Source organism: Enterobacter sp. GD03975 (genome assembly GCF_029838645.1).
In the GTDB taxonomy this organism is placed as follows: Bacteria; Pseudomonadota; Gammaproteobacteria; order Enterobacterales; family Enterobacteriaceae; genus Enterobacter; species Enterobacter quasihormaechei.
The window spans coordinates 20,756-28,815 of record NZ_JAOBZC010000021.1 but is presented as its reverse complement, the minus strand read 5'-3'; the positions used below and the strand labels follow the sequence as shown (position 1 = coordinate 28,815).

Genomic DNA, 8,060 nt, shown 5'->3' with positions numbered 1-8,060 from the left:
CGGCTAATCGCTGATAACATTTGACGCAATGCGCAATAAAAGGGCATCATTTGATGCCCTTTTTGCACGCTTTCACATCAGAACCTGGCTCATCAGTGATTAATTTTGTCATAATCATTGCTGAGACAGGCTCTGCGGAGAGCGTATAATACGAAAAGCGAATAGCATTTCGATTGGTTTGCCTCGCACTCGCGGGGTGAAAATGTTTGTAGAATACTTCTGACAGGTTGGTTTATGAGTGCGAATACCGAAGCTCAAGGGAGCGGGCGCGGCCTGGAAGCGATGAAATGGGTAGTTGTAGCCGTGCTGCTGATTGTGGCGATTGTCGGCAACTATCTTTATCGTGACATGATGCTGCCGCTACGCGCGCTTGCAGTGGTAATTCTGATTGCTGCGGCGGGTGGTGTCGCGCTGTTGACGACAAAAGGCAAAGCGACCGTTGCGTTTGCCCGCGAAGCGCGTACCGAAGTCCGCAAGGTCATTTGGCCGACTCGCCAGGAAACATTGCACACCACGCTGATTGTAGCGGCGGTAACCGCTGTAATGTCACTGATCCTGTGGGGACTGGATGGTATTCTGGTTCGCCTGGTATCCTTTATCACTGGCCTGAGGTTCTGAGATGTCTGAAGCCCCTAAAAAGCGCTGGTACGTCGTTCAGGCGTTTTCCGGTTTTGAAGGCCGCGTAGCTACGTCGCTGCGTGAGCATATCAAATTACACAATATGGAAGAGTTATTTGGCGAAGTCATGGTGCCGACCGAAGAAGTGGTCGAGATCCGTGGCGGCCAACGTCGCAAAAGCGAGCGTAAATTCTTCCCGGGTTACGTGCTGGTTCAGATGGTGATGAACGACGCGAGCTGGCACCTGGTGCGCAGCGTACCGCGCGTGATGGGCTTTATCGGCGGCACATCTGACCGTCCGGCGCCAATCAGCGACAAAGAAGTTGATGCGATTATGAACCGCCTCCAGCAGGTTGGTGATAAGCCGCGTCCGAAAACGCTGTTTGAACCGGGTGAGATGGTTCGTGTTAACGACGGTCCGTTTGCTGACTTTAACGGCGTCGTCGAAGAAGTGGACTACGAGAAGTCCCGCCTGAAAGTTTCCGTTTCTATCTTCGGTCGTGCGACCCCGGTAGAACTGGACTTCGCCCAGGTAGAAAAAGCCTAAGCAGCGATCAAAAAAGCGACGATTTAATCGTTGCACAGGGCGCGAGATTGGAATACAATTTCGCGCCTTTTGTTTTTATGGGCCCTGGCCCGTAAAACGAATTTTATTCACGGGGAGCCTCTCCGAGGCGTTATCACCCAATCAGAGGATTTTAGAATGGCTAAGAAAGTACAAGCCTACGTCAAGCTGCAGGTTGCAGCAGGTATGGCGAACCCAAGTCCACCAGTTGGTCCAGCTCTGGGTCAGCAGGGTGTGAACATCATGGAATTCTGTAAAGCGTTCAACGCCAAAACCGAATCCATGGAAAAAGGTCTGCCAATTCCAGTTGTAATCACTGTTTACGCTGACCGTTCTTTCACTTTCGTTACCAAAACCCCTCCAGCAGCAGTTCTGCTGAAGAAAGCGGCTGGTATCAAGTCTGGTTCCGGTAAGCCGAACAAAGACAAAGTGGGTAAAATTTCCCGCGCTCAGTTGCAGGAAATCGCGCAGACCAAAGCTGCCGACATGACTGGTTCCGACATTGAAGCGATGACTCGCTCCATCGAAGGTACTGCACGTTCCATGGGCCTGGTAGTGGAGGACTAAGAAATGGCTAAACTGACCAAGCGCATGTCCGTGATCCGTGACAAAGTTGATGCGACCAAACAGTACGACATCAACGAAGCTATCGCTCTGCTGAAAGAACTGGCTACTGCTAAGTTCGTTGAAAGCGTTGACGTTGCCGTTAACCTGGGCATCGACGCTCGTAAATCCGATCAGAACGTTCGTGGCGCAACTGTACTGCCACACGGTACTGGCCGTTCCGTTCGCGTAGCTGTATTTGCTCAGGGTGCAAACGCTGAAGCTGCTAAAGCTGCCGGCGCTGAACTGGTAGGTATGGAAGATCTGGCTGATCAGATCAAGAAAGGCGAAATGAACTTTGACGTTGTTATTGCTTCTCCAGATGCAATGCGCGTTGTTGGCCAGCTGGGCCAGGTTCTGGGTCCACGCGGCCTGATGCCAAACCCGAAAGTGGGTACTGTAACTCCTAACGTTGCTGAAGCGGTTAAGAACGCTAAAGCAGGTCAGGTTCGTTACCGTAACGACAAAAACGGCATCATCCACACCACCATCGGTAAAGTGGACTTTGACGCTGACAAACTGAAAGAAAACCTGGAAGCTCTGCTGGTTGCGCTGAAAAAAGCTAAACCAACTCAGGCGAAAGGCGTGTACATCAAGAAAGTTAGCATCTCCACCACCATGGGTGCAGGTGTTGCAGTTGACCAGGCTGGCCTGAGCGCTGCTGCAAACTAATGCCTTTACGTGGGCGGTGATTTTGTCTACAATCTTACCCCCACGTTTGCTAACAAAAGTTGGCGGCTAAAAGAATTGTTCGTTGGAGCCTGGCCTATCCAGGCCTCCGTCGAAGACCGCAGGTGTTTCGCAAGAAACTTAATCCCCTGCGTAGACGGTGACAGAACGCTAAGATTATTTTAAATACTCTGGCTTGTTTCTGCTCACCGTATTAAGACGCTCTTCCCGTTGGGTTGAGTGAAGTGAGTTCCGGAACATGAGTTCCGGCAAACATCCAGGAGCAAAGCTAATGGCTTTAAATCTTCAAGACAAACAAGCGATTGTTGCTGAAGTCAGCGAAGTAGCCAAAGGCGCGCTGTCTGCAGTAGTTGCGGATTCCCGTGGCGTTACTGTAGACAAAATGACTGAACTGCGTAAAGCAGGTCGTGAAGCTGGCGTATACATGCGTGTTGTTCGTAACACCCTGCTGCGTCGCGTAGTTGAAGGTACTCAGTTCGAGTGCCTGAAAGACACGTTTGTTGGTCCGACCCTGATTGCATACTCTATGGAACACCCGGGCGCTGCTGCTCGTCTGTTCAAAGAGTTCGCGAAAGCGAATGCAAAATTTGAGGTCAAAGCTGCAGCCTTTGAAGGTGAGTTGATCCCGGCATCGCAAATCGATCGCCTGGCAACCCTGCCGACCTACGAAGAAGCAATTGCACGCCTGATGGCAACCATGAAAGAAGCTGCGGCTGGCAAACTGGTTCGCACTCTGGCTGCTGTACGCGATGCGAAAGAAGCTGCTTAATCGCAGTTATCTTTATAAAGCATTTGCTTACGTATAAACTTATTCTGATTTTCAGGAACAATTTAAATGTCTATCACTAAAGATCAAATCATTGAAGCAGTTGCAGCTATGTCCGTAATGGACGTTGTAGAGCTGGTATCTGCAATGGAAGAAAAATTCGGTGTTTCTGCTGCTGCTGCTGTAGCTGTAGCTGCGGGCCCGGCTGAAGCTGCTGAAGAAAAAACTGAATTCGACGTAATTCTGAAAGCTGCTGGCGCGAACAAAGTTGCTGTAATCAAAGCAGTACGTGGCGCAACTGGCCTGGGTCTGAAAGAAGCTAAAGACCTGGTAGAATCTGCTCCAGCTGCGCTGAAAGAAGGCGTGAGCAAAGACGACGCAGAAGCACTGAAAAAATCTCTGGAAGAAGCTGGCGCTGAAGTTGAAGTTAAATAAGCCAACTTTTCTGGTTGCAGCCTAAGCAATTAGGCTGATGGCTGGTGACTTTTTAGTCACCAGCCTTTTTGCGCTGTAAGGCATCAGCAGCATTTCACACTGTTTGACTGCTGGTTGTCCTGACAATGCTTGTTTCTATCGACGACTTAATATACTGCGACAGGGTGCTCGCTCTGTGTAAATCGCAATGAAATGGTTTAAGCGTGATAGCAACAGGTATTGCGGAAAGTATTCAATTTTCCGGTCCACAAAATGGTGTTGCACAAACTGTCCCTTCGTCGGACAGATGGGTCGACTTGTCAGCGAGCTGAGGAACCCTATGGTTTACTCCTATACCGAGAAAAAACGTATTCGTAAGGATTTTGGTAAACGTCCACAAGTTCTGGACATTCCATATCTCCTTTCTATCCAGCTTGACTCGTTCCAGAAGTTTATCGAGCAAGATCCTGAAGGGCAGTACGGCCTGGAAGCAGCCTTCCGTTCCGTGTTCCCGATTCAGAGCTACAGCGGTAACTCCGAGCTGCAGTACGTCAGCTACCGCCTTGGCGAACCGGTGTTTGACGTTCAGGAATGTCAGATCCGTGGCGTGACCTATTCCGCACCGCTGCGCGTAAAACTGCGTCTGGTGATCTACGAGCGCGAAGCGCCGGAAGGCACCGTAAAAGACATTAAAGAACAAGAAGTCTACATGGGTGAAATTCCACTCATGACGGACAACGGTACTTTCGTTATCAACGGTACTGAGCGTGTTATCGTTTCCCAGCTGCACCGTAGCCCGGGCGTCTTCTTCGACAGCGATAAAGGTAAAACGCACTCTTCCGGTAAAGTACTGTATAACGCACGTATCATTCCTTACCGTGGTTCATGGCTGGACTTCGAATTCGATCCAAAAGACAACCTGTTTGTCCGTATCGACCGTCGTCGTAAACTGCCTGCAACCATCATTCTGCGTGCACTGAACTATACCACTGAGCAGATCCTGGACCTGTTCTTTGAGAAAGTGATCTTTGAAATCCGCGACAACAAGTTGCAGATGGAATTGGTGCCGGAACGTCTGCGTGGTGAGACCGCGTCGTTCGACATCGAAGCCGACGGCAAAGTGTATGTGGAAAAAGGTCGCCGTATCACCGCGCGCCACATCCGCCAGCTGGAAAAAGATGATATCAAACACATCGAAGTTCCGGTTGAATACATTGCAGGAAAAGTAGCCGCGAAAGATTACGTTGATGAATCAACTGGCGAGCTGATCTGCCCAGCGAACATGGAGCTGAGCCTGGATCTGCTGGCTAAGCTGAGCCAGTCTGGCCACAAACGTATCGAAACGCTGTTCACCAACGATCTGGACCACGGTCCGTACATCTCTGAGACTGTACGCGTCGACCCAACCAACGATCGTCTGAGCGCGCTGGTAGAAATCTACCGCATGATGCGTCCTGGTGAGCCACCAACTCGCGAAGCGGCTGAAAGCCTGTTCGAGAACCTGTTCTTCTCCGAAGACCGCTACGATCTGTCCGCGGTAGGTCGTATGAAGTTCAACCGTTCTCTGCTGCGCGACGAGATCGAAGGTTCCGGTATCCTGAGCAAAGACGACATCATCGAAGTGATGAAGAAGCTCATCGATATCCGTAACGGCAAAGGCGAAGTGGACGATATCGACCACCTCGGCAACCGTCGTATCCGTTCCGTTGGCGAAATGGCGGAAAACCAGTTCCGCGTTGGCCTGGTACGTGTAGAGCGTGCGGTGAAAGAGCGTCTGTCTCTGGGCGATCTGGATACCCTGATGCCTCAGGATATGATCAACGCCAAGCCGATTTCCGCGGCAGTGAAAGAGTTCTTTGGTTCCAGCCAGCTGTCTCAATTCATGGACCAGAACAACCCGCTGTCTGAGATTACGCACAAACGTCGTATCTCTGCACTCGGCCCAGGCGGTCTGACCCGTGAACGTGCAGGCTTTGAAGTTCGAGACGTACACCCGACTCACTACGGTCGCGTATGTCCAATCGAAACGCCTGAAGGTCCAAACATCGGTCTGATCAACTCCCTGTCCGTGTATGCACAGACAAACGAATACGGTTTCCTTGAGACCCCGTATCGTAAAGTGACCGACGGTGTGGTTACCGACGAAATTCATTACCTGTCTGCTATCGAAGAAGGCAACTACGTTATCGCTCAGGCGAACTCCAACCTGGATGACGAAGGCCACTTTGTAGAAGATCTGGTTACCTGCCGTAGCAAAGGCGAATCCAGCTTGTTCAGCCGCGACCAGGTTGACTACATGGACGTATCCACCCAGCAGGTGGTATCCGTCGGTGCGTCCCTGATCCCGTTCCTGGAACACGATGACGCCAACCGTGCATTGATGGGTGCGAACATGCAACGTCAGGCCGTTCCAACTCTGCGTGCTGATAAGCCGCTGGTTGGTACCGGTATGGAACGTGCTGTTGCCGTTGACTCCGGTGTTACGGCAGTCGCTAAGCGTGGCGGTACCGTTCAGTACGTTGACGCATCCCGTATCGTTATCAAAGTTAACGAAGACGAGATGTATCCGGGCGAAGCGGGTATCGATATCTACAACCTGACCAAATACACCCGTTCTAACCAGAACACCTGTATCAACCAGATGCCTTGCGTATCTCTGGGTGAGCCAGTTGAGCGCGGCGACGTGCTGGCAGACGGTCCGTCCACCGACCTCGGTGAACTGGCGCTCGGTCAGAACATGCGCGTAGCGTTCATGCCGTGGAACGGTTACAACTTCGAAGACTCCATCCTCGTCTCCGAGCGTGTGGTTCAGGAAGATCGTTTCACCACCATCCACATTCAGGAACTGGCCTGTGTGTCCCGTGACACCAAGCTGGGGCCAGAAGAGATCACTGCCGACATCCCTAACGTGGGTGAAGCTGCGCTCTCCAAACTGGATGAATCCGGTATTGTTTACATCGGTGCGGAAGTCACCGGCGGTGACATTCTGGTAGGTAAGGTGACGCCGAAAGGTGAAACCCAGCTGACCCCAGAAGAGAAACTGCTGCGTGCAATCTTCGGTGAGAAAGCGTCTGACGTTAAAGACTCTTCTCTGCGCGTACCAAACGGTGTTTCCGGTACGGTTATCGACGTTCAGGTCTTCACTCGTGATGGCGTTGAGAAAGATAAGCGTGCGCTGGAAATCGAAGAGATGCAGCTCAAACAGGCGAAGAAAGACCTGTCTGAAGAATTGCAGATCCTCGAAGCAGGTCTGTTCAGCCGTATCTATGCGGTGCTGGTTGCCGGTGGCGTTGAAGCTGAGAAGCTCGACAAACTGCCACGCGATCGCTGGCTGGAACTGGGCCTGACCGACGAAGAGAAACAAAATCAGCTGGAACAGCTGGCTGAGCAGTATGACGAACTGAAACACGAGTTCGAGAAAAAACTCGAAGCGAAACGCCGTAAAATCACTCAGGGCGACGATCTGGCACCAGGCGTGCTGAAGATTGTTAAGGTCTATCTGGCTGTTAAACGTCAGATCCAGCCTGGTGATAAGATGGCAGGTCGTCACGGTAACAAGGGTGTTATCTCTAAGATCAACCCGATCGAAGATATGCCGCACGATGCTAACGGTACGCCGGTAGATATCGTACTGAACCCACTGGGCGTACCGTCTCGTATGAACATCGGTCAGATTCTGGAAACCCACCTGGGTATGGCTGCGAAAGGTATCGGCGACAAGATCAACGCCATGCTGAAACAGCAGCAGGAAGTCGCGAAACTGCGCGAATTCATCCAGCGTGCCTACGATCTGGGTACCGACGTTCGTCAGAAAGTCGACCTGAACACCTTCAGCGATGAAGAAGTGCTGCGTCTGGCAGAGAACCTGCGCAAAGGTATGCCAATTGCAACGCCGGTATTCGACGGTGCAAAAGAAGCTGAAATTAAAGAGCTGCTGCAACTGGGTGGTCTGCCAACGTCTGGTCAGATTACGCTGTTTGACGGCCGTACCGGTGAACAGTTCGAGCGTCCGGTAACCGTAGGTTACATGTACATGCTGAAACTGAACCACCTGGTCGACGACAAGATGCACGCTCGTTCTACCGGTTCTTACAGCCTGGTTACTCAGCAGCCGCTGGGTGGTAAGGCTCAGTTCGGTGGTCAGCGCTTCGGGGAGATGGAAGTGTGGGCGCTGGAAGCATACGGCGCAGCATACACCTTGCAGGAAATGCTCACCGTTAAGTCTGATGACGTGAACGGTCGTACTAAGATGTATAAAAACATCGTAGACGGCAACCATCAGATGGAGCCGGGCATGCCAGAATCCTTCAACGTACTGTTGAAAGAGATTCGTTCGCTGGGTATCAACATCGAACTGGAAGACGAGTAATTCTCGCTCAAACAGGTCACTGCTGTCGGGCTAAC

General features: G+C 51.6%; 7 protein-coding genes. All 7 read left to right on the top strand.

The genetic code is table 11. The annotated features are described in order from the left end of the window. The first annotated feature begins 234 nt into the window (after window positions 1-234). The gene (gene secE / locus N5C09_RS21030; protein ID WP_003862342.1) at window positions 235-618 is read left to right on the top strand and encodes a preprotein translocase subunit SecE; all 384 of its coding nucleotides are present in this window, start codon (window positions 235-237) and stop codon (window positions 616-618) included. A 1-nt stretch (window position 619) separates the two neighbouring features. Then, window positions 620-1,165: a transcription termination/antitermination protein NusG gene (gene nusG / locus N5C09_RS21025; protein WP_003862341.1), complete on the top strand. Its 546-nt coding sequence runs from the start codon at window positions 620-622 to the stop codon at window positions 1,163-1,165. A gap of 156 nt (window positions 1,166-1,321) precedes the next feature. Further along, a complete protein-coding gene (rplK, locus tag N5C09_RS21020; protein WP_003862340.1) occupies window positions 1,322-1,750 on the top strand; it encodes a 50S ribosomal protein L11 in 429 nt (142 codons plus the stop codon). Between the two features lie 3 nt (window positions 1,751-1,753). Further along, window positions 1,754-2,458, top strand: coding sequence for a 50S ribosomal protein L1 (gene rplA, locus N5C09_RS21015; RefSeq protein WP_006810530.1), 705 nt, complete (start codon window positions 1,754-1,756; stop codon window positions 2,456-2,458). A 289-nt stretch (window positions 2,459-2,747) separates the two neighbouring features. Further along, the gene (rplJ, locus tag N5C09_RS21010) at window positions 2,748-3,245 is read left to right on the top strand and encodes a 50S ribosomal protein L10 (RefSeq protein ID WP_003862338.1); all 498 of its coding nucleotides are present in this window, start codon (window positions 2,748-2,750) and stop codon (window positions 3,243-3,245) included. 66 nt (window positions 3,246-3,311) lie between these two features. Next, window positions 3,312-3,677, top strand: a complete 366-nt coding sequence (gene rplL / locus N5C09_RS21005) for a 50S ribosomal protein L7/L12 (protein ID WP_002445276.1) — start codon at window positions 3,312-3,314, stop codon at window positions 3,675-3,677. Between the two features lie 319 nt (window positions 3,678-3,996). Beyond that, complete coding sequence (rpoB, locus tag N5C09_RS21000) at window positions 3,997-8,025, top strand: DNA-directed RNA polymerase subunit beta (protein WP_015569976.1); 4,029 nt, start codon at window positions 3,997-3,999, stop codon at window positions 8,023-8,025. The last annotated feature ends 35 nt before the right edge of the window (window positions 8,026-8,060 follow it).